At 67.8% G+C, this 24,149-nt stretch carries 24 protein-coding genes; 13 read left to right on the forward strand and 11 right to left on the reverse strand.

Features of this window, described 5'->3' with window-relative positions:
* Nucleotides 1-26: 26 nt before the first annotated feature.
* On the forward strand, nt 27-1,040 hold the full coding sequence (locus CKJ85_RS09295; protein ID WP_095554140.1) for an AbrB family transcriptional regulator: 1,014 nt from the start codon (nt 27-29) through the stop codon (nt 1,038-1,040).
* Here CKJ85_RS09295 and CKJ85_RS09300 read toward each other — a convergent pair.
* Entirely contained in the window at nt 1,037-2,740 is a 1,704-nt protein-coding gene (locus tag CKJ85_RS09300; RefSeq protein ID WP_233127028.1) for a DUF885 domain-containing protein, read from the reverse strand. The genes CKJ85_RS09295 and CKJ85_RS09300 overlap by 4 nt on opposite strands.
* Before the next feature lie 169 nt (nt 2,741-2,909).
* On the opposite strand from CKJ85_RS09300, the gene CKJ85_RS09305 reads away from it, so the two are divergent.
* A complete protein-coding gene (locus tag CKJ85_RS09305) occupies nt 2,910-3,980 on the forward strand; it encodes an ROK family transcriptional regulator (protein ID WP_095554142.1) in 1,071 nt (356 codons plus the stop codon).
* On the opposite strand, the gene CKJ85_RS09310 is transcribed toward CKJ85_RS09305, so the two are convergent.
* Nucleotides 3,936-4,466 (reverse strand): gamma carbonic anhydrase family protein, encoded by a 531-nt coding sequence (locus CKJ85_RS09310; RefSeq protein ID WP_095554143.1) that lies wholly within the window; start codon nt 4,464-4,466, stop codon nt 3,936-3,938. The genes CKJ85_RS09305 and CKJ85_RS09310 overlap by 45 nt on opposite strands.
* A 164-nt stretch (nt 4,467-4,630) precedes the next feature.
* Here CKJ85_RS09310 and CKJ85_RS09315 point away from each other — a divergent pair, with 164 nt between their 5' ends.
* Complete coding sequence (locus CKJ85_RS09315) at nt 4,631-5,917, forward strand: dicarboxylate/amino acid:cation symporter (RefSeq protein ID WP_095554144.1); 1,287 nt, start codon at nt 4,631-4,633, stop codon at nt 5,915-5,917.
* Between the two features lie 3 nt (nt 5,918-5,920).
* On the opposite strand, the gene CKJ85_RS09320 is transcribed toward CKJ85_RS09315, so the two are convergent.
* The 3 genes from CKJ85_RS09320 to amn are packed head-to-tail and all read right to left on the reverse strand — an operon-like array spanning nt 5,921 to nt 9,218.
* A complete protein-coding gene (locus CKJ85_RS09320; RefSeq protein WP_095554145.1) occupies nt 5,921-6,838 on the reverse strand; it encodes a hypothetical protein in 918 nt (305 codons plus the stop codon).
* Nucleotides 6,839-6,894: 56 nt separating this feature from the next.
* Nucleotides 6,895-7,800 carry a Sir2 family NAD-dependent protein deacetylase gene (locus tag CKJ85_RS09325; protein ID WP_095554177.1) on the reverse strand — a complete coding sequence of 302 codons (906 nt, stop codon included), beginning with the start codon at nt 7,798-7,800 and terminating at the stop codon, nt 6,895-6,897.
* A gap of 26 nt (nt 7,801-7,826) precedes the next feature.
* On the reverse strand, nt 7,827-9,218 hold the full coding sequence (gene amn / locus CKJ85_RS09330) for an AMP nucleosidase (protein ID WP_095554146.1): 1,392 nt from the start codon (nt 9,216-9,218) through the stop codon (nt 7,827-7,829).
* 20 nt (nt 9,219-9,238) lie between these two features.
* Here amn and CKJ85_RS09335 point away from each other — a divergent pair, with 20 nt between their 5' ends.
* A complete protein-coding gene (locus CKJ85_RS09335; RefSeq protein WP_095546909.1) occupies nt 9,239-10,231 on the forward strand; it encodes an App1 family protein in 993 nt (330 codons plus the stop codon).
* Nucleotides 10,228-11,109: a hypothetical protein gene (locus CKJ85_RS09340; protein ID WP_095554147.1), complete on the forward strand. Its 882-nt coding sequence runs from the start codon at nt 10,228-10,230 to the stop codon at nt 11,107-11,109. Before CKJ85_RS09335 ends, CKJ85_RS09340 begins: the two co-directional genes overlap by 4 nt.
* Here CKJ85_RS09340 and CKJ85_RS09345 read toward each other — a convergent pair.
* Nucleotides 11,090-11,683, reverse strand: a complete 594-nt coding sequence (locus CKJ85_RS09345) for a TetR/AcrR family transcriptional regulator (protein WP_095546911.1) — start codon at nt 11,681-11,683, stop codon at nt 11,090-11,092. The two genes, CKJ85_RS09340 and CKJ85_RS09345, sit on opposite strands and share 20 nt — an antisense overlap.
* Nucleotides 11,684-11,705: 22 nt before the next feature.
* Nucleotides 11,706-12,290, reverse strand: coding sequence for a TetR/AcrR family transcriptional regulator (locus CKJ85_RS09350; RefSeq protein WP_143340192.1), 585 nt, complete (start codon nt 12,288-12,290; stop codon nt 11,706-11,708).
* 228 nt (nt 12,291-12,518) lie between these two features.
* Here CKJ85_RS09350 and CKJ85_RS09355 point away from each other — a divergent pair, with 228 nt between their 5' ends.
* The gene (locus tag CKJ85_RS09355) at nt 12,519-13,841 is read left to right on the forward strand and encodes a M20/M25/M40 family metallo-hydrolase (protein ID WP_095554149.1); all 1,323 of its coding nucleotides are present in this window, start codon (nt 12,519-12,521) and stop codon (nt 13,839-13,841) included.
* Nucleotides 13,842-13,891: 50 nt separating this feature from the next.
* Nucleotides 13,892-14,461, forward strand: a complete 570-nt coding sequence (locus CKJ85_RS09360; protein WP_095554178.1) for a hypothetical protein — start codon at nt 13,892-13,894, stop codon at nt 14,459-14,461.
* Here the strand turns inward: CKJ85_RS09360 and CKJ85_RS09365 are convergent.
* Nucleotides 14,458-15,633 carry an alpha-amylase family protein gene (locus tag CKJ85_RS09365; RefSeq protein ID WP_095554150.1) on the reverse strand — a complete coding sequence of 392 codons (1,176 nt, stop codon included), beginning with the start codon at nt 15,631-15,633 and terminating at the stop codon, nt 14,458-14,460. The two genes, CKJ85_RS09360 and CKJ85_RS09365, sit on opposite strands and share 4 nt — an antisense overlap.
* Before the next feature lie 87 nt (nt 15,634-15,720).
* On the opposite strand from CKJ85_RS09365, the gene CKJ85_RS09370 reads away from it, so the two are divergent.
* Nucleotides 15,721-16,314: a TetR/AcrR family transcriptional regulator gene (locus CKJ85_RS09370; protein ID WP_095554151.1), complete on the forward strand. Its 594-nt coding sequence runs from the start codon at nt 15,721-15,723 to the stop codon at nt 16,312-16,314.
* Nucleotides 16,315-16,318: 4 nt separating this feature from the next.
* Here CKJ85_RS09370 and CKJ85_RS09375 read toward each other — a convergent pair whose 3' ends face one another.
* Nucleotides 16,319-17,986 carry a glutaminase gene (locus CKJ85_RS09375; protein WP_095554152.1) on the reverse strand — a complete coding sequence of 556 codons (1,668 nt, stop codon included), beginning with the start codon at nt 17,984-17,986 and terminating at the stop codon, nt 16,319-16,321.
* 128 nt (nt 17,987-18,114) lie between these two features.
* Between CKJ85_RS09375 and CKJ85_RS09380 the strand changes: the two genes are divergently transcribed.
* The 3 genes from CKJ85_RS09380 to CKJ85_RS09390 are packed head-to-tail and all read left to right on the forward strand — an operon-like array spanning nt 18,115 to nt 20,041.
* Entirely contained in the window at nt 18,115-18,327 is a 213-nt protein-coding gene (locus tag CKJ85_RS09380) for a helix-turn-helix transcriptional regulator (RefSeq protein ID WP_095535845.1), read from the forward strand.
* Between the two features lie 6 nt (nt 18,328-18,333).
* Nucleotides 18,334-18,816, forward strand: a complete 483-nt coding sequence (locus CKJ85_RS09385) for a hypothetical protein (RefSeq protein WP_095546915.1) — start codon at nt 18,334-18,336, stop codon at nt 18,814-18,816.
* A gap of 52 nt (nt 18,817-18,868) precedes the next feature.
* On the forward strand, nt 18,869-20,041 hold the full coding sequence (locus tag CKJ85_RS09390; RefSeq protein ID WP_095554153.1) for a globin domain-containing protein: 1,173 nt from the start codon (nt 18,869-18,871) through the stop codon (nt 20,039-20,041).
* Here the strand turns inward: CKJ85_RS09390 and CKJ85_RS09395 are convergent, their stop codons facing one another.
* Nucleotides 20,042-20,722: a metalloregulator ArsR/SmtB family transcription factor gene (locus CKJ85_RS09395; RefSeq protein ID WP_095535842.1), complete on the reverse strand. Its 681-nt coding sequence runs from the start codon at nt 20,720-20,722 to the stop codon at nt 20,042-20,044. It lies immediately after the preceding gene.
* A gap of 96 nt (nt 20,723-20,818) precedes the next feature.
* Here CKJ85_RS09395 and CKJ85_RS09400 point away from each other — a divergent pair, with 96 nt between their 5' ends.
* Both CKJ85_RS09400 and CKJ85_RS09405 read left to right on the forward strand, forming a co-directional pair.
* Nucleotides 20,819-21,874, forward strand: a complete 1,056-nt coding sequence (locus CKJ85_RS09400) for a beta-carotene 15,15'-monooxygenase (protein ID WP_143340193.1) — start codon at nt 20,819-20,821, stop codon at nt 21,872-21,874.
* Entirely contained in the window at nt 21,871-23,070 is a 1,200-nt protein-coding gene (locus CKJ85_RS09405) for a multicopper oxidase domain-containing protein (RefSeq protein ID WP_095554155.1), read from the forward strand. Before CKJ85_RS09400 ends, CKJ85_RS09405 begins: the two co-directional genes overlap by 4 nt.
* Here CKJ85_RS09405 and CKJ85_RS09410 read toward each other — a convergent pair.
* Nucleotides 23,009-24,088: an HNH endonuclease signature motif containing protein gene (locus tag CKJ85_RS09410; RefSeq protein ID WP_095554156.1), complete on the reverse strand. Its 1,080-nt coding sequence runs from the start codon at nt 24,086-24,088 to the stop codon at nt 23,009-23,011. The genes CKJ85_RS09405 and CKJ85_RS09410 overlap by 62 nt on opposite strands.
* Nucleotides 24,089-24,149: the final 61 nt, after the last annotated feature.

The following is a 24,149-nucleotide window of genomic DNA, read 5'->3' on the forward strand; positions in this document are numbered from 1 at the left end:
GGCAGTAAACGCTACTATGAGGTCCTATGCAGCGTTGGATGTTTGTGGCCCCGGCTTCGGTGTTGCTGGGCTGGGTGCTCTCCGCGCTTCACGTGCCCGCCGCCTGGATCCTCGGCGCCATCATCGCCTCCGGTGCCGCGGCGCTGATCACCGGCAGCGACCTGCCGCTGGACGACCGCGTGTTCCGGCTCGCCCGCGGCGCCGTCGGCGTGATGGCGGCGCTGCCGCTGGTGGGCATCCCGCCGAGGGAGCTGCTGCCGTTTCTCCTTCCCGGCATCGCCGCCGCCGCGTTCGTGATCGTGCTGGCGTTCGCCGGCGGCTTCGTGCTGGCCAACCACGGTGTGTCGCGGGAGACCGGGGTGCTGTCATTGCTGGCGGGTGGGGCGTCGTTAATGCCCGCGATTGCAAAGGACGTCGGGGCCGACGTGCGCTACGTGACGCTCACGCAATACCTCCGCCTGCTCGTCGTCTCCATGACCCTGCCGCTGGTGGCGGGGCTGCTCAGCGCGCCGCAGACGCACGCCCCGGAGGAAACGGACCCGTACTGGTGGATGTGGCTGCTCGTGCCGGCGATCGTGCTGGGGGGCCAGCCGCTGGGCAAGCTGTTGCGCCTGCCCAACTCCAGCGTGTTCGGCCCGATGCTGCTCACCGCGCTCCTCGGTTCGCTCACCCCGTTCCAGATCATCCCGCCGCAGCCGCTCATGGTCGGGGCGTTCCTCTGCCTCGGCTGGATGTGCGGCGGCGGGCTCTCCGTACCGGCGCTGCGGCAGTTCAGCCGACTGTTGCCAGCCACGCTCGCCTACATCGTGCTGCTCATGGCGGCGTGCGCGGCGTCCGGCTGGGTGATGTCCAAGTGGCTCGGGCTCTCGCTCTACGAGGGCTACCTGGCCACCACGCCGGGCGCGCTGGAGACCGCGCTCGCGCTGTCCGCGGAGGGCGGCGCGGGCCCGGCGGTGGTGTCGCTGCAGATCATCCGGCTGGTGTGCATCCTCATCGTCGCCGGCTACCTGCCCAACCTGCTGCGGAAGCTTTCGCGCTAGTGGTTGAGCACCTCGTGGGCGAGCATGTCCATGGGCATTGACCCCAGGCCGAGCGCCTTGGTGTGGAACTGGGCGGCAGTCATTCCCTGGGCCAGCGCGCGTTCGCGCAGCGTGCACCAGTCGCGGTAGCCGATGGCGTACGACGGCGCCTGCCCCGGCCACCCCATGTAGCGGTCCAGCTCGAACGAGATGCGCGTCTCCGGCATGGCGCAGTTGTCGCGCAGGAACGCCTTCGCGTACTGGGCATCCCAGGTGCCGCTGCCGTCCGGCGAGAGCTTCCTCAGGTGGACGCCGATGTCCACCATCACGCGGGCCAGGCGCAGGCGCCGCGAGTCCAGCAGCCCCATCAGGTAGCCGGGGTCCTCGAACCAGCCGAAGTTCTCCATGAGGTGCTCGGCATAGAGCGCCCACCCCTCGCCGTGCGCGGAGTTGAAGCACACGGAGCGCCGCCACAGGTTGAGCTCGTTGCGGTTGAGCAGCGCCGCGCCGTGCTGCAGGTGGTGGCCGGGGATGCCCTCGTGGAACACGGTGGACAGCTCCTGCCAGGTGTGGAAGGTCTCCTGCCCCTCCGGCACGGACCACCACATGGTGCCGGGGCGCAGCATGTCGTCGCTCGGCGGGGTGTAGAAGACGCCACCGGACCCGGCCCGGTCGATCGCGGTGTTCACCCCGGGCATGTCCTCCGGGATGTCGAGCTCGCTGCCGGCGAAGCACTCGACGACCTCCGCGTTCACCTTGTCCAGCCACTCCAGCAGCGCGTCGGTGCCGTGCAGCGTGTACCGGTCATCCTCGTTGAGGCGCCGGTACGCCGCCGGCACGCTCGTCTCCGCGCCGTACAGCTGTCGCGCCAGGGCTTGTTGCTTATCGACGGTCACCCGCAACTCGTCTTCCGCCCACGCGTACGCCTCATCGAGGTCCACTTCGCGGCCCAAGAAGTACTCGGAGAACAGCTCGTAGCGGTCGCGGCCCACCCCGTCCTCGTGGTTGGCCTGCGGCGACAGCTCGGTGGAGAGCCAGTCCGCGAACTTGGCAAACGCCTCCTTGGCTTCCTCTACCACCTTCGACTCCGGCGGCAGGCCCAGGTAGTCCAGGGTTGAGCCGGACTCACCGAGCGTCTCGCATTGGTTGATCACCGCGTCGATCTGGCGGTGCGACGCCACGTTGCCGGTGTTCGCCGCCTCGGAGAGGGATTCGGTGTAGCCGCACAGCGCGTCGGGCACCTTGCTCAGGCGGGCCGCGACGTTGTCAAAGTCCTCCTCCGTCACCTTGGGCATGAGCAGGAAGGAGTCGCGGATCGTCTGGACGGGCGACTCGATGTTGTTCAGCCGGCGCAGGAACTCGCCCTGGTGGTGCAGCTCCAGGTGGTAGGCCAGCCGGTCGCGCAGGATCGTGGCGGTGAGGCTGTCCACCTCGTCGAAGTCATCCTCGTCGTCGGAGGCGTCAGTGGAGTCATTGAGCGCGTCGACGTCCGCGATGAGGTCGCGGATGCGATCCGCCGTCGCGTCCCAGTACTCGGGGCTGAAGTCCTGGAGGTCGGCGTCGAAGCCTTCGAGCCCGATCTGCGTGCCCAGGGTGGGCGTGAGCTGGGCGTAGTCGTAGACGAAGTCCTCACACGTGGCGTCGAGAAGCGATGGCTCTCGGCCAGGCATCGCACCTGGCGCGTGCTCGGGTGTGGGCTCGGTCGGGAGAACTGACGTCATGATTGGGGATTCTAACCCACCTGCGAATTTTCCTGCGATCGGAAATCTTTTGAACCAAGCTGTCTGTCCCGCTCAGAGCACACGTTTTCATATGGTGAGACGGCATTTTTCGGCCATTTTTAGGGCGGCGACTGGACAAAGCAGTCTGCCAGTGAGTAAATATATTCACATGACTTGCACAACATTGCCGTTCACTCGCCCGACGACCCCCGCGGCGAAGTGTCTCCACCTCATTCGCCTGCAGGACCTCACGTCCCGCAGTGAACTCGTGCAAGCCACCGGGCTCTCCCAGCCGACCGTCACGCGCGCCATCGCCGCGCTCACGGAGGCCGGGCTGGTCAACGAGCGAACCGACCTCACCCGCTCCACCGGGCGCGGTCGGCCGACGATCCCCCTGGAGCTCGCCGAGCCCGACCCCATCTACGGCGGCATCGCCGTGGGCACCGACTTCACCTACGTCGCCGTCTTTGACCTGCGCGGTCGCACCCTGCGCTGCGTCGACCTCGAGCTGCCCGTCGCCAGCATGACGCCCGACGACGTCATCCAGCACCTCATGGCCGCACTCAACCGCCTCACCGCGGGCATGCAGCGGCGCCTCGCCGCCCTCGGCGTGACCACGTCGGGCACCGTGACGGAGGACGGCACCGTCATCGCCGTGAACCTGGGCTGGGACGGTGTGGACCTCGCCGAGCAGTTGCGGGAGCAGTTTTCTGTGCCGGTTGAGGTGACGTCGATTAGCGCTGCGATCATCGGCTCCGAGATGCAGTCAAACCTGGACCTTGGCGACGGGCCGATCATGGCGCTGTTCGCGGACGACTCGATCGGCTGCGCGGTGTCCACCGGCGACGGCGTGCAGCCGATCCGCGTGAAGCGGCACGAGCTGACCACGCGCGGCCTGCTCGAGCGCATTCACAAGCCGGGGCTTGCCACGCTGCTCGACGCCGTCCAGGATTCCAGCCCCGACACCCGCACCGCGCTGGACGAACGCGCCCGCGACCTGGGCAGCCTGGTGGCCAAGCTCAGCACCGAGCACGCGCCGTCCACGGTGGTCATCGCGGGGAGCGCGTTTATCGACGACCCCCACGCCCCCGCTCCTTTCGCCCGCACCGTGCGCGCAGAAATGGAGCAGGCGCCCGAGCTGCGCATGATCCCCACCCACGCCGAGGTGGTGCGCGACATTGCCCGCGCCGCCGCGCTAGACCTCGTGCTCCGCGAGCCCCTCACGGTAGCGGCGAGCTAGCTCCACGTAGCCCGCGGCGTGGCGCACCCGCTGCTCGCGGGTTTCCGCGTCCAGCTGCTTGCGCACCTTCGCTGGCACCCCGGCCGCAATGGAAAATGGCGGGACGACCTGCCCCTCCAGGACCACCGCCCCGCCGCCGACGATGCTGCCCGCGCCCACGCGCGCGCCGGAGAGCACCGTCGCGCTCATCCCGATCAGGCAGGCCGGCTCCACGGTGCAGCCGTGGACCATTGCCATGTGCCCGACCGTGACGTCCTCCCCGAGGACGGTCGTGCTTCCCGTCTCCACGTGGATGACCGAGCCGTCCTGGACGTTGGAGCGCGCCCCGATCTCGATAGCGCCGACGTCGCCACGCAGCACCGCGCCCGGCCAGATATTGACGTCCTCGGCGATAGTGACGTCGCCGATGATGGTGGCCCCGGGGGCGATGTAGGCGCTGGGGTGGATGCGCGGGGTCTTCCCCTCGAACGAGTAGATACCGGACATTGGTGCTCCTCACTGTGTTGGGTGTGCCCTCCGAGCGTAGTCAAAACGCCCAGGTAGACCGTCCTGTCTGTCTGTTGAGCGAATTAATTTTTAGGCGACACGCTGCTACTCTGCGTTGAGTAAGTACAGACCTGTATAGATTCTTTCAACGCATTGGAGCGCGCATGTCTCTTCCAAAGTGGGCGACCGGATTTGGCGCCCAAGTGATTTACGGCCTGATTATCGGCCTCATCCTCGGCTTCATCGCCGCAGGTAGCGACGTCGAGTGGCTCTCCGGGCTGCTCGACTGGGTCGGCGGCACCTACGTCCAGCTGCTCAAGCTGCTCATCCCGCCGCTGGTGTTCACCGCTGTGGTGACCTCGATTGCCAACCTTCGCCAGGTCTCCAACGCGGCCCGCCTGGCCGTGCAAACGCTGGTGTGGTTCGCCATCACCGCGTTCTTCTCCGTCATCATCGGCATCGTCGTCGGCGCCGTGCTCAAGCCCGGCGCGAACTCCACCGTGGACGCGGCCGAGGCCGCCGAGCCGTCGACCACCGGTTCCTGGATGGGCTTCCTGGATTCCGTCGTCCCGTCGAACTTCCTTGGTCTGACCGCCAAGGTCACCGAGTCGGGCGCGTCGGTGAACTTCAACGTGCTGCAGATCCTCGTGGTCTCCCTGCTCATCGGCGTCGCCGCCGTGAAGGCGGGCAAGTCCGCCGAGCCGTTTATCAAGTTCTCCGAGTCGCTGCTGAAGGTGGTTCAGGTCGTGCTGTGGTGGGTCATCCGCCTCGCCCCGATCGGCACTGCGGCCCTGATCGGCAACGCAGTCGCCACCTACGGCTGGGAGGCCCTGAGCAACCTGGGCCAGTTCGTCCTGGCCATCTACATCGGCCTCGCCCTGGTCATCTTCGTGCTCTACCCAATCGTCCTGGCCGTGAACAAGATCAACGTGGTTGAGTTCTTCCAGCGCGTCTGGCCCGTCACCGCACTGGGCTTTGTCACCCGCTCCTCCATGGGCGTGATGCCGGTGAACCAGCGCACCGTCGAGCAGTCCATGGGCGTGCCCTCTGAGTACGCGTCCTTTGCCATGCCGCTGGGCGCGGCGACCAAGATGGACGGCTGCGCCTCCATCTACCCCGCCATCGCCGCCCTGTTCGTCGCGCAGTTCTACGGCGTTGACCTGGGCATGATGGACTACCTGCTCATCGTCATCGTCTCCGTGCTGGGTTCCGCGGCCACCGCGGGCACCACCGGTGCGACCGTCATGCTGACGCTCACCCTGTCCACCCTCGGCCTGCCGCTGGCGGGCGTCGGCCTGCTGCTGGCCATCGAGCCGATCATCGACATGGGCCGCACCGCCGTCAACGTCACCGGCCAGGCCGTCGTGGCCGCCGTGGTGTCCACGCGCGAGAAGATCCTGGACAAGGACGTCTGGGACGCGGGCAAGGAGGCCGCGCCCGCAGCGGCGTAGCCCCTACTTCGGCAGCGCGTCCGGCAGGTACTGCTTCACAAAGGAGTAGATGCCGGCCAGGACGCCGATGATGGCGAAAATGATGCCGATGATTTTCTCGGTTTCGGTACCACCGCCGAGCGACACAGTGCCTTGAGCGCCCTGGTTACTCGGGGTGCTCTTCTTCGGCAACGGAACCGCCTTCGTCGACGGCGTCTCGCCGTTGTTCGCCGGGCGCGCCAGCGCCTCGGTGCGCGCGCCCTCGGGGAACGCGGTCACGCCGGAGGCCTTGCCCGCGGCCTCCCACGCGCTGGCGGTGCCCTCGGCCGTCCACACCGACGCCACGCCGAACCACGTGCGGTCCGGGTTGATCAAGTTGTAGAGATGGCCGTTGGCGTTGTTGAACTGGCCATTCGAGTCGTACAGGGCGTCCAGCTCGTCGTAGCCCCAACCGTGCATGGCTTTCGCCATGTCTTCTTCGCCGGAGAGGTTCTCGCCGAACGGCTGCTCGCCCTGAATCGTCGCGGTCCACAGCGAGCCGCACTCGTTGGTGCAGGTCCCGTTGTAGGGGCGCTCGTGGTCGATCCCGCCGACCTCCTCCAGCGCGCGCTGCAGGGCGATGAGCGCGTAGCCGTGGTCGATCCTCACGTCGTTGACGTACGCTTCCTTCGTCTTCAGACCGTTCACCTTCGCCGCGTACTGCAGGGTCTCGCCGTTGAACGGCACGTTGCGGTCCCACATGTCGGCGCGCAGCTCGCGCACCTTCTGCAGGGCGATCTCGTTGTCGCGGGTGAGGTCAAACTTTGCCTCAAAAGTGACGACCTGGTCGGCGGGCTGGTTCAGCTCCACGCCGGTGACAGGAGCGGGGTCGGCGGAAGCAGCGGGCGCGACAACGAGGGCGGTCGCGGCGCACGCTGCGATTGCGAGGGAACGAAAACGCATGTCAGGGGCCTTTCAGCAAGTTTTCGGGCAAAAGTTACCCCTTCACCCTACAACTCCTAGAGATCCAGCTCGTCCAGAATTGCGTCCATCGCGTCGGCGACCCCGGTGCGCCACAGCGTCGTGGCCTTCGGGTCGGCGCGCCCCGGCCCGCCGTTGACCACCGCGACGGGCTTGCCCTGTTTGCGGGCGTCCAGGACGAACCGGTACCCGCTCATCACCGCCAGCGACGTGCCCAGCGCCAGAACCGAAGCGGACTCGTCCAGCCACGCCCGGGCTGCTTGTCTGCGCCCCGTCGGCACATTTTCACCGAAGTACACCACGTCCGGCTTCAGCCGTTGGCCGCCGCACGCGGGGCAGGCGATCATGTGGAACCGCTCCACGTCGCTGGCGCGCAGCTCCACGTCGCCGTCTGGGTTGATCATGCTGCCGGTGATCTGCACTGACTCGAAGAAGTGGGGGTTGGCTTGGGAAAGCAGGGCGTCGATAAGCGAACGAGCGTGGCGCGCCCCGCAGTCCAGGCACACGACGTGCTCCATATCCCCGTGCAGCGCGATGACGTCGCGGGAGCCGGCGGCGAGGTGGAGGCCGTCGACATTCTGGGTGACAATACCGGTGAGCAGCCCGGCGCGCTCGAGCTCGACCAGGGCGAAGTGGGTGCGGTTGGGCGCGGCGGCGCGCATGAACTGCATACCCACGAAGGCGCGCGCCCAGTAGCGGTGGACCTGGGCGGGCGAGTGCGCGAACTCCTGGTACGTCATCGGGCGGCCCTTGGTCAGGCGGCCGCCGGCGCTGCGGTAATCGGGGATGCCGGAGTCGGTGGACACGCCCGCGCCGGTGATGACCAGGACGTTGCCGCGGCGCAGCTGCGCGACGACGCGCTCGAGCGCGAGGTCCGGGTCGGTGGGCGCGGTGGTTTCGTGGACGACTCGCTCGATGGAGCGCACGGCGCTGCGGTGCGCCATCTGCACGGCCGGATCGTCGAAGGAGCTCAACGGAATGGGAGCTCTCCGATCGTGCGGCGCAGCTTGCGGGTGCGCAGGCGCTGCGGGTTCTTGGCCAGCTTCTCCATCGCGCGCACCGCGCACATCACGTGCGCCTCCTTGGAGTTGGAATAGAAGGTCTGGGCGGCCGCGGGCAGCTTCGGCACCGCGTGCAGCGGCAGGTCGGAGACCGCGAGCAGCGCACCGTAGGGCACGCGGTAGCGGTAGCCGTTGGCCGCGATGGTGCAGGACTCCATGTCCACGGCCGCCGCGGTGGAGCCGCGCAGCCACTCCCACAGATCGCGCGGCGCCTTCCATTCCCAGTTGCGGTCGCTGGTGGAAAGGACGGTGCCGGTGCGCATGAGCGAGGTGTCGTCGCCGTAGATCTTCGCCACCGCCTTCTCCAGGGTGCGCTGGATCTCCGGAACGGCGGGGATGGGCGAGTCGGGACGGATGTGCTCGTCAAGCACGTTGTCCTTGCGCTCGTAGGCGTTGCCCAGGATGAGGTCGCCGATGCGCATGCGCGCGTCCATGCCGGCGCAGTGGCCGATCATGATCCACGCTTCGGGGCGCAGCACCGCCAGCGAGTCCGTTATTGTTTTTGCGTTCGACGGGCCGACGCCGATGTTGATCATGGTGATGCCGTCGCCGTCCTCGGTGACCAGGTCGTAGCGCGGCATCTGGAACTTCGAGCCCAGCTCCAGGTTCTCCACCGCCACCGTGTCGGAGATGGTCTCGCCGCTGGGCAGCACGAGGCGCGTGTAGCGCGAGCCCTCGCGCGCCAGCTCCGCGACGCCGAAGCGCACAAACTCGGTGACGTGCATGGCGTAGTTGGTAAACAGGATGAATTTCTGCAGCGACTCCACCTGGATGCCTGTGTAGTGCTCCAGCCGGGCCAGCGCGAGGTCGAAGCGCTGCGGACCGAAGTGGAAGAGGGGCTTCTCTTCGCCGTGGAAGGCGTCCCAGTGGCCGTCGATAATTGCGTCGTGCACCTCGTCGAGGGCGGGGCGAGGCACGAACACTGCGTTCTCCGTGTTCGCGGGGCGCGGGCCGGTGCCGCGGATGTACTCGGGCGGGATGCGGGTCTCCGAGTAGCCGACGCGGATCTCGCACTCGTAGTTGGCGGTCAGCGCCTCGAGCTGCGAGCGCAGGTACGGCGCCATGAGGTCGGGCCGCGACAGCACCGCCGAGTAGGTGCCGGCCTCGTCGACGTAGCCGAAGGGCTCGGAGCGGTCCACTGGCACCCATTGCCCGATCTCCACGGAGAGCTTGGGGTAGTACACGTTCTTGTAGCGCGCGTAGTCGCCGCTGGTGAGCGCGTCCCGCGCGAGCTCACACGATGCGGTGTAGAGCTCAATGAGCTTCTCGACGGCCACGTGCGCACTCTCGACTCTGTCCATAGCGCCTAGACTACTGGCTTATGGGATTTTCAGACGTGGTCCGCTGGGCGGAGCACCGCATCAACAACGCGGACGTGAAAGCGAAGGCCCGCCGGGGCTGGGCGCCACAGGTCACGGGTTTTACCGGCTACGGCAACTCCGAGCGCGCCCGCGTGCTTGGGCGCGTGCTCATGGCGGACCCGGAGCGGGAACCGAAAACGGAGGTGGAGCGCGGCTACCGCCAGTTCTTCACCACCCAGGTGCCCGACATTGAGGTCACCGTCACGCTGGGCGCGCAGACCGTCACGGCGCAGACGAACGGCAACGGCTACCTCGAGGTCCTCATCCTGGACCACGGGCTGGAGCCCGGCTGGCACACCGCCACGGTGCGCACACCGCTGAGCGCGGAGCCGAGCGAAGCGCAGGTGCAGATCATTTCGGACGACGTCACCCACGGCCTGATCTCCGATGTGGATGACACGATCATGGTGACCATGCTGCCGCGCGCCATGCTCGCCGCCTGGAACTCGTGGGTGAAAAAGACGAACACCCGCCAGCCGATCGCGGGCATGGACGACTTCTACAGCGCGGTCCTCGGCCCCGACGAGCCCACCTTCTACGTCTCCACGGGCGCCTGGAACACCTACGACACGCTCACCGACTTCATCGCGCGCGAGAAGCTGCCGCGCGGCCCGCTGCTGCTCACGGACTGGGGCCCCACCCCGACTGGTCTGTTCCGCAGCGGCAAGGAGCACAAGCGGGTGGCGCTGCGTAACCTCATCGTGGACTTCCCCAACATCCGCTGGACGCTGGTGGGCGACGACGGCCAGCACGACCCGATGCTCTACTCCGACCTGGTGCAGGAGCACCCCGACCGCGTGCGGCTCGTGGCCATCCGCGAGCTCAGCCGCTCCGAGCACATGCTGGCCCACGGCACCACCACCACGATCTCGCAGCCGGGCAACTACCGCACCATTAAGTCGATCCACGGCCACACTGGCTTTGACTTGCTCGAGGAATACCGGCACCTGTGAGCCGCAAACCGTTCGCCCTCGCCTTCGCCGGCGTCGTGATCCTGCTGGTCGCGGCGTCGTTCGTGCGCATCGCGCACACCCCCGCCGAGCCCGACTCGGACGCGCTCTCGCGCCGGCTCACCGAGGTGGACGACACCGTCGGCGTTGACCCCGACTGGCTCGAGGCAGAGGTGGACGACACCGTCGGCGTTGACCCCGACTGGCTCGAGGCAGAGGTGGAAAGGATCGAGGCGGACACGGACACGAGCATGGGCATCGTGCTTATCGACGACGATGACGCCGCCGTCACCGCAGGCGACGTCACCAGCCTCGCGGCGTGGTCCACGATCAAGGTGCCGGTCGCAATGGCCGCCACCGAGCACTGCGACGCGGGCGAGGAAGTGCTGGACACCCTCATCACCTCCACGATCGAGGTCTCCGACAACGGGTCGGCGGACCAGCTCTGGATGTGCCTGGCGGCCGCGGGCGGCGCGAAGGAACTGGTCGCCGACGAGCTGGCCAAGGCGGACGCGACGGCCACGCTCGAGGAGGCCTGGGGCACGAGCGAGTGGTCGCTGAACTCCCAGGCGCGCTACGCCCACTACCTGGCGGAACTTTCGGACCGGGAGCCCGACAACGCGGTCCTGGACAAGATGGTGCACGTGGATAAGTCGCAGTCCTGGGGCCTCGGCGCCCTGGGCATCCCGTTCAAGGGCGGGTGGAGCGACGACACCGACGGCTCCTGGCAGTCGCGGCAGCTGGGCTTCGGGCAGTTCGCCGACAAGCGCTACGGTGTCTCCATGGCCGCGATCAGCGAGGACGGCTCCTTCGAGGACACCACCGACGCGCTGGACGAGCTCGCCGAGGCACTCGCCAGCGTTAGCCCCGCTTCCGAGTAAGCAGCTGCCCCATCAGGTCGTGCACCCGGTCGACGCGTTCGGCGGTCACGCCGACGGCGATCTCATCGCGGTACGCGGTGACGAAGAGGTGCTGGGTGCCCGCCACGATGAACATCGCTGCATCATCGATGACCTCGTCGGTGGCCTGGATGCCGCCGCGCTCCAGCGACTTCCACAGGTTCGCACGGATCGGCGGGAACATGAGCTCGCAGATCGTCTGGTTGAGCTTGCCGTGCACGGGCGAGTCGATGAGGTGACGGATCATGCACTCGTGCGGCTCGAGCATCTCGGCGAGCTTGTGCACCTGCGTGGCGTAGTCCGTATCGCCGTCGAAGTTGTAGGCAAAGTCGCGGTACGCCGGCCCGAGGACCGCCTCGCCCGCGGCGATGACCACGCTGTCGCGGTCCTGGAAGTGCTCGTAGAACACCTGGCGGCTCACCTGCGCCGCCTTCACGATGCCGGAGACGGAAAGGTCTTCCACCTTGTGGTCAACCAGCAACGCGATGGTGGCGGAGATCAACGCCTCGCGAGTGCGTACCGCGCGGGGGTCGGAGCTCGATTCACGACGTGCCATAACAATTCATCTTCCTTCGGAGCTAGCTGCCCACGATCGACGCGCGCAAGAGTCCAAGCACGCTATTGGCGTGCTTCGCCGCGTCTTCTGCCGAATCCGCCTCGCGCACCGAGGCAACCAGGAGGCGGAAGGCGCCGGCGCGGAGGAAGTCCTCCACGCCTTCCAGCAGGCTCGGCTCGAGCTCGCCCTGGCGCTCCAGGATCGCGTCCACCACTCCGCGCAGCATCGGCTGCTCCGGGGTAGTAAAGAGCTTGAGGGTGTAGGTGAGCGCCGGGCCGCCGACGACGTTGAGCAGCAGGTCGCGCTCCTTGTACATGCCGGCCACGAGACCCTCGATGGCCTGTTCCGGGTCGCCGGTGCGCTCGTAGGTCTTCACGTATTCCTGAAGCAGCGGCCGAAACGTGCGCTCCATGAGCGCGCCGACGACGGCGTCGCGGCCGTCGAAGTGCTCGTAGAACACCTGCCGGCTCATGCCCGCCAGGCCCACGATCGCGGACACCGTGATGTCCTCGGTCTTCTTTTCGCGCTGAAGCGTCTCCGTCGCGTCCAGGAAGGCGTTGCGCGTACGAATCGCCCTCGGGTCCATGCTGCCTTCTCTACGGGCCACCGCTTCCACCTCTTCCCGGGTTTCTGCTCGCCTCGCCCTCAGGATCACTCAGGTTCTGATTTAAATTCTCAGCTTTCCTGATTTCTTCAGTGAGGCCAGGTCTCGCGTTATCCTCAAATATTGCGCCGTACCGTGCGGTTCAGCGCTGCTCAATATCGTTCAGTCTTCACATTAGACCGCAACAGATGTAAATTACCGCATCCGCCAAATTTAAGAAAGTTGATTTGTATGACTTTAGCGGACACTACCATTACGCTGCTCAAAGAACTCGTCCAAATTTCTTGCGTGAACGATCTCACCCCCGATTCCGGGCAGGAATCCAAGGCCGCAGACGTCCTCGAGCGCTTCTTCGCGGACGCGCCGAACGTGCGCGTCGAGCGCTTCGAGCCCCACCCAGGCCGCACCTCCATCGCGTTTACCATCGAGGGCTCGGACCCCTCCGCCGAGCCGCTCACCCTCCTCGGCCACACCGACGTGGTCCCGGTCGACGAGGCGAAGTGGACCAAGGACCCGTTCGGGGCGCAGATTATCGACGGCCACCTGTACGGCCGCGGCGCCACCGACATGCTCTACATCACCGCCGCGATGGCGGCCACCGTGCGCGACGTGGCCCTGTCCGGCACCCAGCCCACCGGCACCCTCACCTTCGTGGGCTGCGCCGACGAGGAGGCCCGCGGCGGCCTGGGCGTGGGCTGGCTGGCGGAGCACGCACCGGACGCGTTCTCCTGGAAGAACTGCCTGTCCGAGGAAGGCGGCTCCCACCTGCCGGTGCAGGACGGGTCGGATGCGGTGGTCGTCGTTATTGGCGAAAAGGGCGCGGCGCAGCGACGCCTCACCGTGCACGGCGACGCCGGGCACGGCTCCACGCCGCACGGGCGCGAACTGACCATTGCCAAGATTGGCAAGGTGGCCGAGCGCATCGCCGCCCTGACGCCCGAGGTCAGCTCCGAGGAGCCGTGGCCCGGCTACGTGCGCGCCTGGAAGTTCGACCCCGAGACCGAGCAGGCGCTGCTGCGCGGCGAGGGCTACGAGGCGTTCGGCGAGCTGCAGCGCTACTCGCACGCGATGAGCCACCTCACCGTGGCGCCGACGGTCCTGCGCGCGGGCGGCGCGATCAACGTCCTGCCGTCCGAGGCCTCGATCGAGCTGGACATCCGCCAGCTGCCGGGCCAGAGCCAGGAGGACATCGACGACCTGCTGCGCGAGGCGCTCGGCGACCTGGCCAGTGAGGTGGAGATCACCCACCTCATCACCGAGGACGCCACCGTCTCCCCCACCGAGGGCCCGCTTTACGACGCCATCGTGGACACCTTCGCCGAGTTCTTCCCCGAAGCGGCCGTGGTCCCCACGCTCGCCGCGGGCGGCTCCGACCTGCGCTTTGCCCGCCGCAAGGGCGGCGTGGGCTACGGCTTTGCCATGCACAAGCGCGAGAACACGCTGGGTAAGGTGCTCGACCTCCTGCACAGCCACGACGAGTACGTCGACCTGGCCGACGTGGAGCTCACGACGCAGGCCTACCGCAGCCTGATCCGCCGCATGGTGAACGCGTAATTTGCGCGCTCCCCTTTCACATGCGTCACATCCGTGACATACTGGCGGTCATGAAACTCCGCTCCCTTGCCATGACCGCCGCCGTCGCGGGCACGCTCGCCGCGGCCCCGGCCGCCGCCCACGCCGACGCGATTGACGACGCCCTTGCCAAGCTCCCCGCCGGCGAAATCTCTTGCGCCCAGGCCGAGAAGTACTGGACCAACGACGCCGACTACAACGCCAAGGTCCGCCAGGCCCAGACCATCGCCCGCTTTGACAGCCGCGGCCCGCAGATCCTCGACGCCCTCGCCCGCGTAGAGAACGCGGCGAACCGCTGCGGCCTCAAGGGCACCAACGGCGGCACCAGCAACGCTGCGCCGGCGCAACCGGCCCAGCCGGCCCAGCCGGCACAGCCCGCGCCGGCCACGCAGCCCGCCCAGCCCGCACCGGCCGCGCAGCCCGCCCAGCCCGCACCGGCCGCGCAGCAGAACCCCCAGAACGTGATCGTGCTCGCCCCGCAGGGCGCGCCGACCATCGACGTGCCGGTGGCCAACGTCGCGACCGTGCGACTGCCGGACCTGGGCGCGATCGTCCAGCAGCTGCTCGCGCAGTACGCGCAGGGTTCCTCCCTGCCGCGCTAACTCCCCCACTCGTAGAGGACCTCGGCGCCTGCGCGGATGCGCACGCCCGGCGCGGGCTCGAGCCACGCGTCGGTTTGGATCTCCTCGCCGTTTTCGCCACGACTCCGCACGGAGATCGTGGCATTTTCCTTGTCAAGCACTTCCACGTCGGCGTGGGTGAGCCACTGGTTGCGGCGGCGCACGCCGATCAGCTTTTTGTGTTCCTCGAAGACCCACTGGCCCAGCTCGGAGAGTTCTGCCGGGGAGGCTGGGAGGGGAGGGCGGATGGCGTCGTCAGCCGCGAAGCCCTCGCCGCGCACCCCCTCGAAGCCCTGCTCGTCGCCGTAGTAGATGCTGGGCATGCCGGGCAGGCTCATGAGCAGGGCGAGCGCGACGATCTCCCCGTCCTGACCCACCTTGGAGGCGATGCGGTCGACGTCGTGGTTGCCAATGAAGATGTTGGGAAGCGTCCGCTTAGCAATGTCGCGGTGGCGGCCCAGCGCGTGGTCGAGCTCCCAGAAGTTGGTGTCTGAGATGGAGGACCAGAGAGCCTTCCACAGCTCGTACTGCGTGACGGAGTCGAGCGTGCCCGCCTCGGCGATCTCGGCGTAGTCGCCGTGGATGACCTCGCCGAGGATGCACACGTCGGGGAACTCCTCGCGTACCCGCCCAAGCACTGTGCGCCAGAACTCGGCGGGCACGGAGTAGGCGACGTCGAGGCGCCAGCCTTGGATGCCGCGGCGCAGCCAGTGCAGCATGATGTCGGTTACCGCGTCCTGGACCCTGGGGTCGTCGTGGTGCAGGGTGGCCAGCTCCTCGTGGCCCTCCCAGTCGGTGCCGCCGGCGAGCCCCTCGGCCACCCACGGGTGGGTGCGCGCGACGTGGTTGAACACGCCGTCGAGCATGACCTGGATGCCGCGCTCGTGGCACGCGGCGATAAAGTGGTCGAAGTCGGCGTCGTCGCCAAGCCTGGCGTCGATGCGGTAGTGGTCGAGCGTGTCGTAGCCGTGCGCGACGGACTCGAAGATGGGGCCGAGGAGGATGCCGTTGCAGCCGAGCTCGATGAGGTAGTCCAGCCACGCCTCGAGGCGGGGGAGGCGGTGCGCGGCGTCCTTCGCGTCGCGGATGGGGGCACCCGTCGCGCCGAGGGGGTAGACGTGCCACCAAATAACGTCTGTGAGCTGCTGTTTCACAGTATTTCCCTTTCGTCAGCGGACAACGTTCAGAATTATATTGATATTCAATGCATGTAAAACTTGTGCGTGTGTACGATGTAGCGCATGACAGAACGCCACACGACGCACGCGCCACAGCGGCGCCTGAGCGTGGAGGAGCGGCGCCAGGAAATTCTCGACGCTGCCACGGAGATCTTCTCCACCACGCCCTACAGCGAGGTCCCCACCCAGCGTATCGCCGATCACTGCGGCGTGTCCCAAGGCTTGGTGTTCCACTACTTCGACTCCAAGGCCGGCCTGTACACCGCCTTCCTCGAGCGCACGGCCATCAACCTGCACAACGCCCAGATCGCCGCAGCTGAGGGGCTCGAGTCCTCCGACACCGAGGAAATCGTGCGCCGCGGGCTGGACATCTACCTCAACTACATCGAGACGCACCCGTTCGTGTGGTCCACCGGCAAGCGCGGCGGCGAGGAGCCGATCGAGGCGATCCACCTGCGCATCGAGCGCCACGACACCACCGTGCAGGCGCTGTGCGACTTCCTCGGCCGCAGCGACGACCGCGCGCGCATCGCCGTTTCGGGGCTCATCGGCTTTATCGACGCCATCGCGCTGGACTGGGTCGACGACGGCTGCCCCGCCGAGCAGCGCGAACTGCTCATCAGCACCGCCTCCGCCGCCTTCCTCGCGGCGCTCTAGCGCGCTACCGCTCGCCGCGGTGCCGGATCAGCGGCTCGAGCCGCTCCTGGATGCGCTCCCGCCACGCCTCCACGGCCTCCTTGTAGCCCTCGCCGTGCGGGTGCATGCCGCGGTGGGTGAACGTGACCTGGGTCTCGCCGTCCTCCTGCTCGCTGTCGCTGAGCTCGAAGATGAGCGAGGTGTCGTCCCAGTCGCGGTCCTCCTTGTCCTTGCCCGTGGTCTCGGTGTGCCAGACCAGGCGGTCGCCCACCTCGGACTCCTCGACGCGGAATTCCGCGTACTGGTCGTCGGTGTCGAAGTGGAACTCGCCGCCCTGCTCGGAGGCCGAGCCCTCGATGTGGTCGACGTGCTCGTCCCACCACTCCTGCGGAGCGGAGATCGCCCGGAAGACCTCGGTGCGCGACCCCGGCACGGTAAAGGTGGTGGAGAAGTCCTTGATGGCGGGGACCTTCGTGCCGTCGGAAAACTCGTAGTCCGGCATCGCGCCGTCGGGGTCGTAGATGCGCACGTCCAGGCCGGTGTCGCGCAGGTGGCGCATACCCTCCTTGATCAGCAGGCGCCCGGCCTTGTTAAAGCTGGTCACGTTGGACACGTCGAGCACCAGCGTGCCGCCCACGATGCGCTCGCTGGCCAGGTCGTGCAGGATGTTCTCCGCGGCGGTGAAGTTGATCATGCCCTGCAGCTCCACCACGGTGCAGTCCTCGCGCCGCTCCACCGACCGAATGCCCGGCGCGGCGTAGAAGTCCGCGCCCATCAGGTTCAGCCCGAGCGAGGCGGACATCTCGCGGAAGATCTTCACGCCGCGCACCGAGTTGCCCTGCTCGTTGAGCCGCGGGCTTAACGACGCCAACCCCAACTGCCCCGGCATCGTCCCAATCAACCCGCCGGCGACGCCGGATTTCGCCGGGATCCCCACGTTGACCATCCACTGCCCCGACCCGTCGTACATGCCGGCCGACGTCATCACCGCCTGCGTGATCCGGCACGAGCCGGCGGACAGGACGCGCTCGCCGGTAATCGGCTGCACGCCGCCGTTGGCCAGGGTCGCCGCCATGGTGGCCAGGTCGCGCACCGTCACCAGCACGGAGCACTGCTGCGTGTACGAGTCGATCGCGTCGTGCGCCTGGTCCTGGACCATGCCGAACTCCCGCAGCAGGTGCGCGATGGCCAGGTTGCGGTGGGCGGTGCCGAGTTCGGACTGGACCAGCGACTCGTCGATACGCAGCTCCCTGCCCGCGAGCCGGGAGAAGTACGCGCGGATCTTCTCTACCCGCTCCTCCACCGAGGACTCGGCGCCGTTGATCATCTGGTTCACCGCGATCGCGCCCGCGTTGATCATCGGATTCGCGGGGCGGTGCGTGTCCTCCTCCAGCGAAATCGCGTTGAACGCCTCGCCCGACGGCTCCACGCCCACGTACTTGTGCACCTCCGCCGCGCCGAGCTCCTCCAGCGCGAGCGCGTACACGAACGGCTTAGAGATCGACTGGATGGTGAACTCGTAGTCGTCATCGCCCACCGAGTACAGGTTTCCCGAGGTCGTGCACAGCGCCACGCCCAGCTTATCGGGGTCGGCGACGGCCAGCTCCTCGATGTAGTCGGCGACCTCGCCGCTGTTGTCGTCGCGGACGAGCTCAAGGATGCGGTCAAGGTAGGCAGGCACTGGCGTCGGCATGCGCGCCAGTCTAGAGCCTTTCGCTTATCGACGCTCCCCCATTTCCTTTTTGTCTAGTTTCCTTTACATCGTGGCGTGTTTGGTTTATAGTTTGACGTAGGCGCTTACGAGACACGAAAGGAGCGCTGATGCCAGACACACACGAAAACATGGTCCGCAAATGGCGGCGGTGGCAGGAACTCTCCCAAGCCGACCTCGCCGCGCAGGTGGGAGTGTCCCGCCAGACCATCGCCAACATCGAAAAAGGCAACTACTCCCCCTCCGTCCACCTCGCACTCGACATCGCACACACCCTCGGCAAAACCGTCGAAGCCCTCTTCGGCGACGACCAGGAAGGATAACTCCCCATGTTGAAGCAGTACGGCGACAAGAAAGTCGCCCTGGCCAACCAAGGCACCGACGACGAATACCAGCAGCAGATCCTCCACCAGTCCAGCACTGTGACCTCGGAGACGCTCATGTACACGACCACGTTCATCATGGCGATCCTCGCGTGGGTCCTGCCCGACGGCGCCGCCATCTACTCGCTGCTGGCCCTGCTGCCCGTCACGCTCGCGCAAACCGCCGGCGCGCTGTGGATGCAGAACTACGCCCCGCGGCCCCGCCCGCCCAAGATGTTCACCCTGTCCACCCTGCCCATCTGGATCCTCTTCGCGATCACCCTCGCCGGCATCGCCTTCACCGACTTCGACGGCGACCGCGGCGGCACCATCGGCATGGTCATCGGCGCGCTCATCGGTGGCGGCGCGGCGGCCATCTTCGCCCCGCGCTTCCAGCGCCACAAGCGCCGCGACGACGAGGAGCGCCTCGCCACGGACCTCGAGGACTAGTTTTGACGGGTACAGTCGGTGTTAATTGTTCAGCGACACGAAAGGACACCGCATGTACCTGCAGGAAAAGCCGGACCCGAAGCTCAACTACCTCAGCGAGGAGCACGCCGAGATCATCAAGGCCACGCTCCCGCCGGTGGGTGAGAACATCGAGACCATCACGAAGACGTTCTACAACAAGATGTTCACCGCGCACCCGGAGCTCATCGCCAACACCTTCAACCGCGGCAACCAGAAGCAGGGCGCGCAGCAGAAGGCGCTCGCGGCCTCGGTCGCGACCTTCGCCACCCAGCTCGTGGACCCGAACGCGCCGGACCCGGTCATGATGCTGGACCGCATCGCCCACAAGCACGTCTCGCTGGGCATCCGCAAGGACCAGTACCAGATCGTGCACGACAACCTCATGGCCGCGATCGCCGAGGTGCTTGGCGACGCCGTCACCCCCGAAGTCGCCGAAGCCTGGGACGCCGTCTACTGGCTCATGGCCGACGTGCTGATCAAGCACGAGGCGAAGCTCTATGAATCCGACGGCGTGACCGACGGCGACGTCTTCCGCCGCGCCGAGGTCACCGCCAAGGAGCAGCTCACTGACTCCGTCTTCGCGTACACGCTCACCGGCGACTTCACCGCGCCGCGCCCCGGCCAGTACACCTCCGTGGGCGTCACGCTTGACGACGGCGCCCGCCAGCTCCGCCAGTACTCCATCATCGAGGGCGACGAGCACTCCTACCGCATCGCCGTGGAGACCGACGGCGAGGTCTCGACCTTCCTGCGCGACCACGTGGCGGTCGGCGACACCGTCGACGCCACCCTCGCCGCCGGCGACCTGGTCCTCCAGGACAGCAACAACCCGGTCGTGCTCATCTCCAGCGGCATCGGCTCCACCCCGATGGTGGGCATCCTGGGCCACCTCTCGCGCACCCACTCGGACCGCAAGGTGACCTACCTCCACGCCGACAACTCCGAAGATTCCTGGGCGCAGCAGGCCGAGACCCGCGCCCTCGCGGAAGCGCTTGCCGACGCCAACGTCACCGCCACCTTCCGCAGCCAGGACCAGCGCATCAACGTCGCCGAGGCCGACCTCGCCGGCGCGGACGTCTACCTCTGCGGCGGCGCGAACTTCCTCCAGGGCATCCGCGACGACATTGCGGCGCTGCCCGCCGACAAGGCGCCCGCCAACGTCTACTTCGAGCTGTTCAGCCCGAACGACTGGCTGATCAACTAGCTACTCCACCTCGGTGATGCGGGCCCCGCACTCGTGAGGCCGGTCGAACGGCAGAAGCTCCACCTGCATGCGGCCCGCCTTGCCGTCCACGTAGCCGGCGTGCAGCGCGCACACCGCCGGGCTCGGCGCCCTGCCGGGGTCGGTGACAAACGGGCACGCCTTGAGGGAGAGTTCGCGTGAGGTGTCGGTGGCGGCATCGTCGCGAAGCGCTGGGTCGAACCCCATATCCCGCAGGATCCGGGCGACCTTCTCGGTCGCCTCGTCCAGATCCCGCGGCGTGCCGCCGTGCCTCGACGACGCCTCCTTCGCCCACTGCCGCCCCACCTCGCGCGCTCGCTCCAGGTCGTCGCCGGCGATCGCGGTGGCCAGCATGTCCACCAGCTCGACGTACTCGCTGGTCACGTCCGCGTTCCGCGCCACGCGCGCGGTAAAGATGTGCGACGGCCGCCCCCGCCCGGTCGTGCGCGCCTGCCTGCGCACCACGAGCCCGTGGGCGATGAGCTCGTCAAGGTGCCCGCGGACCGTGTTGATGTGCATGCCCAGTTCCTTCGCCAGCTCCGTCACCTGCGCGCCCTGCGGGAACTGCTGCAGCGCGCCGAAGACCTCGCGCTGCTTCGCGCTCAGCTCCGCGGCCGCGGTGGTGAGATCGGAAGTGGGGCGCGGCGTCCGGTGTCGGTCCATGCTTCGCACCTTTCTTGGACAGTTGCGTGCGTTCATTATATGAACCACGCCCTGACCGCCTTGTTTGACCCCTCCCAGCTTAGTACGATTATTACTGTGCAAAAAGTAGTGGGCGTGCTCGTGGCATGCTGGGCCGCCGTCTCGCTCGCGGCCGCGCTCGCCGGCGCGTCGCGCTGGACGGTGATCCACCCGCTCACGCTCGGCGTGGTCACGACCGCCATCCAGGCCTACTCCACCCACTTCGCCGACGCGCTCACGCGCACCGCCTCCCGCCCCGCCGGGCTGGCCGTGCGCATCGCGGCGGTCAACCTGGCGCTCGTCGCGCTGCTGCTGGGCGCGCCGCTGGCCATTCCGGCCGCCGTCGCTGCGGCCGCGCTGTGCTGGCACGGGGTGTCCATCGCCCGCAAGCTGCGCCGCGGCCTCACCAGCCCGTTCGCCAGCACCGCCCGCTGCTACGTCGTCGCCGCCGCGTTCTTCGCCCTCGCCGCCGCCGTCGCCGTGGGCTCGCGGCACGTGGGGCCCTCGCTTATCGACGCGACCATCGCCGCCCACTCCCGCCTCGCCGTCTGGGGCTTCGCGTGGACCACCATCGCCGGCACCGTCATCACCCTGCTCCCCACCATGACGGGCAACCGCGCCTCCGCAACCGCCCGCGCCCGCCTCCCGCGCGCGCTGCTCGCCCACTGCATCGCGCTGCCGGCCGCAGCCGCCGCGGCCCTGGCCAGCCCGCCGCTCGCCGCGGTGGCGCTCGCGGTGTGCGCGCTCGCGTGGTCCTACGCGCTGCAGCCCGTCCTCGCCGGCGCGCTGTTCACGCCCGGGCTGTCGGCCCCCGCGGTGAGCGTCGCCGCCGGGCTGCTGTGGCTGCTCGGCGCCATGTTTGCCGACGCCGCAACACTCGCCACCGGTGCCGTCCGCTTCCCCGCAAACCTGCTCACGTTCCTCCTCGCCGCCGGGCTCGCCCAGGTCGTGGCGGGCGCGATCGGCCACCTGCTGCCGGTCCTCGCCCGCGGCGCGCGCGAGCCCGACAACGGGTTCATCAAAGTCGGCGTGGTCAACGGCGGCGCGCTCGTCGCCCTGGTCAGCCCGCGGATCGGGCTTGCCATACTGGGAGTAGGGTTCGCGCTCCACGCAAGAAAGGTAGCTGTCCCATGAAACGAACCGAATCCCTGGCCTGGGGGCTCATCGCCCTCGTGGTCGCCGTCGTCGTCGGGCTCACGCTCGCGTTCAGCGGCTCCGACACCACCAGCACGCAGGCGGTGAGCAGCGAGGACGCCACCACCATCGACGTGGACATCCAGGGCATGTCGTTCGTCCCCGCGAGCGTCGCGGTGGAGCCGGGCACCCGGCTCGTCCTCAACATCACCAACTCGGACACGCAGCAGCACGACCTGAAGCTCGGCGGCGAGCACAGCGGCCGCATTGACCCCGGCGAGACCGTCACCCACGACTTCGGCGTCTTCACCGAGGACACCCAGGGCTGGTGCACGATCGCGGGCCACAAAGCCATGGGCATGACCTTTGATGTGGTGACGAGCGGGAAGGGAGAAGAGGAGGCGTCGATAGGCACTGCCCGCGACGCCACGCTGCAGCCCGCGAGCGGCGAACTCCACGAGGAGACCTGGGTGATGCACGACGACGGCGACTCCTGGACCTTCGCCAACCAAGCGCCCGGGCCAACGCTGCGCGGTAAGGTGGGCGACCGGTTCCGCATCACCGTGGAAAACCACGGGCAGATGAGCCACTCGATCGACTTCCACGCCGGCGAAGTCAGCCCCGACGAGGTGATGCGCGAGATCCCGCCGGGCGACAAGGTGGTCTACGAGTTCACCGCGCGGCGCTCCGGCATCTGGATGTACCACTGCGGCACGATGCCGATGAGCCTGCACATCGCGAAGGGGATGGCCGGCGCCCTCATCATCGACCCGCCGGACCTCAGCCCCGTCGACGCGGAGTACGCGCTGGTCGCGCACGAGATCTACCACGACGACGACAGCGTCCCCGCCGGCGAGTACGACGCCACCGCGTTCAACGGCACGCCGAACCAGTACGTCGAGCACCCGATTGAGGCGCACGTCGGCGACACGGTCCGCGTCTGGGTCCTCGACGTCGGGCCCGACAACCCGGTCAGCTTCCACGTCGTCGGAGAAATCTTCGACACCGTGTACAAGGAAGGCGCCTATTCGCTTCGCGACGCCCACGACACCGGCTCCCAAGCCCTCGACCTCCTCGCCGCACAGGGCGGGTTCGTGGAGTTCACCTTCGACGAGCCGGGCACCTACAGCTTTGTCAATCACCAGATGACGGATGCGGAGAAGGGCCAGCGCGGCCAGTTTGTGGTCCGTCCGTGACGGTGCGGTACGGCGCGCGGGCCACGTGGTCCGCGCCGGTGGGCGTGACGCTTCCCGACGGCGAGACGTACACAATCCGCCCGCCCCGCCGCTCCGTTCGCCCGCGGGAGGCGCGGCCCGCCTGGTAGTTGTGGTACCGGCACAGCCAGCCCAGGTTGTGGACCGCGGTCTCGCCGCCGTGCTGGTGCTCGGTCATGTGGTGGGCGTCGCAGCGAGAGGCCGGCACGTCGCAGTCCTTCCACGTGCACGTCGCTGAGTCCGCAAGCATCATCTCGCGGTGCTTCGGCGTGGCCAGGCGCATGTCGTAGGCGTTGACGGGCCCGTCCATCGCGCCGACGAGGATGATGTGCCCGAACTGCGAGAGCCGCTGCCGCACGAACTCCTCGCCGGACATGACCACCCCGTTGGCGAAGCGGACCTGCACGTCGTCGCCGGCGCCGGAGACGATCCGGACGTAGTCGCCAAGGTCCAGGTTCACGCTGAGCTTGAGCAGGTAGTCGGCCCGCGGGCAGTCCTGGTCGAGCCAGGCGGCGACGTCGTTCTTCGCAGCGTCATATGCCGCCTGGACGTCCAGCGCGGGGCCGGTCACGCGCAGGGTGGCCTGGCCGTCGCCGTGGTGGGTGACGCGCGCGCACGCGGTGCGCGGCGCGCGTGGCTGCAGCTCCTCCTTCAGCTCCGTCGCGCGCTTGCGGATCAGCGACAGGTCCCCCGGCGTGTTGCACAGCGTGTCGATGTAGCGCCACCGCTTCGTCGCGTCCTTGATCCCGTTCGCCGTGCGCGCGATGTACGCGAGCGTCTCGATCCGGTGCCCGTGCTCCCGCGCCCCGTCGTGCGCCCGCTGCTGGTAGCGCGAGTGGGACGTCCGGCCGCACAGCGTGCGCGCCGCCGCGACCAGCTGCTTCGCGCGGTCGTACTGGACCCCCTCGTCACGCACCTCGCGGGCAGACTTGCCCGCCGCGGCGGCGACGAAGTCGAAACCGCTGCGGTCAAACCGGGCGAGCTGTGCGAGTGCGTTCATGGCAGCAACAATATCCGAAACAGCAGCGAAAATGCGGAAATGTGAGAAGTCCCCCAGTTCC

The organism is Corynebacterium sp. NML 150383, from assembly GCF_002285085.1.
Lineage (GTDB): Bacteria > Actinomycetota > Actinomycetes > Mycobacteriales > Mycobacteriaceae > Corynebacterium > Corynebacterium gottingense.